The following is a 270-nucleotide window of genomic DNA, read 5'->3' on the forward strand; positions in this document are numbered from 1 at the left end:
GGGTAACGGCTCCAGCGTGGCTTCGTCGCGCAGGACATACCGGTCATCGAACGGTGTCGAATCCCAGGCGTTGAAGCTGGTCGATGCATGAGCGGGACCGACATGACTGTGCTTCGCCGCCTTGACCACGAAGTTGCCGGGCATGCCCAGCTCGATGTTGCCGCCCTTGAGGGTCAGGTAGGCGCCGCCGCACATCAGGGTGATGTGCTCCTTCGCGGTGACCAGCACGTGCTGCTGGCTGGCGCTGACCTCCACGCTCTGCTCGGCCTC

Annotated in this window: 1 protein-coding gene; it reads right to left on the reverse strand. The window is 64.8% G+C overall.

The features are described from left to right. Positions 1-270, reverse strand: a 270-nt coding sequence (locus ACLJNW_RS25385) for a DUF2345 domain-containing protein (protein WP_410961392.1), incomplete at both ends; no start/stop codon positions are given.

The organism is Salmonella sp. SAL4457, assembly GCF_046548235.1.
GTDB classification, from domain to species: Bacteria; Pseudomonadota; Gammaproteobacteria; order Enterobacterales; family Enterobacteriaceae; genus Salmonella; species Salmonella enterica.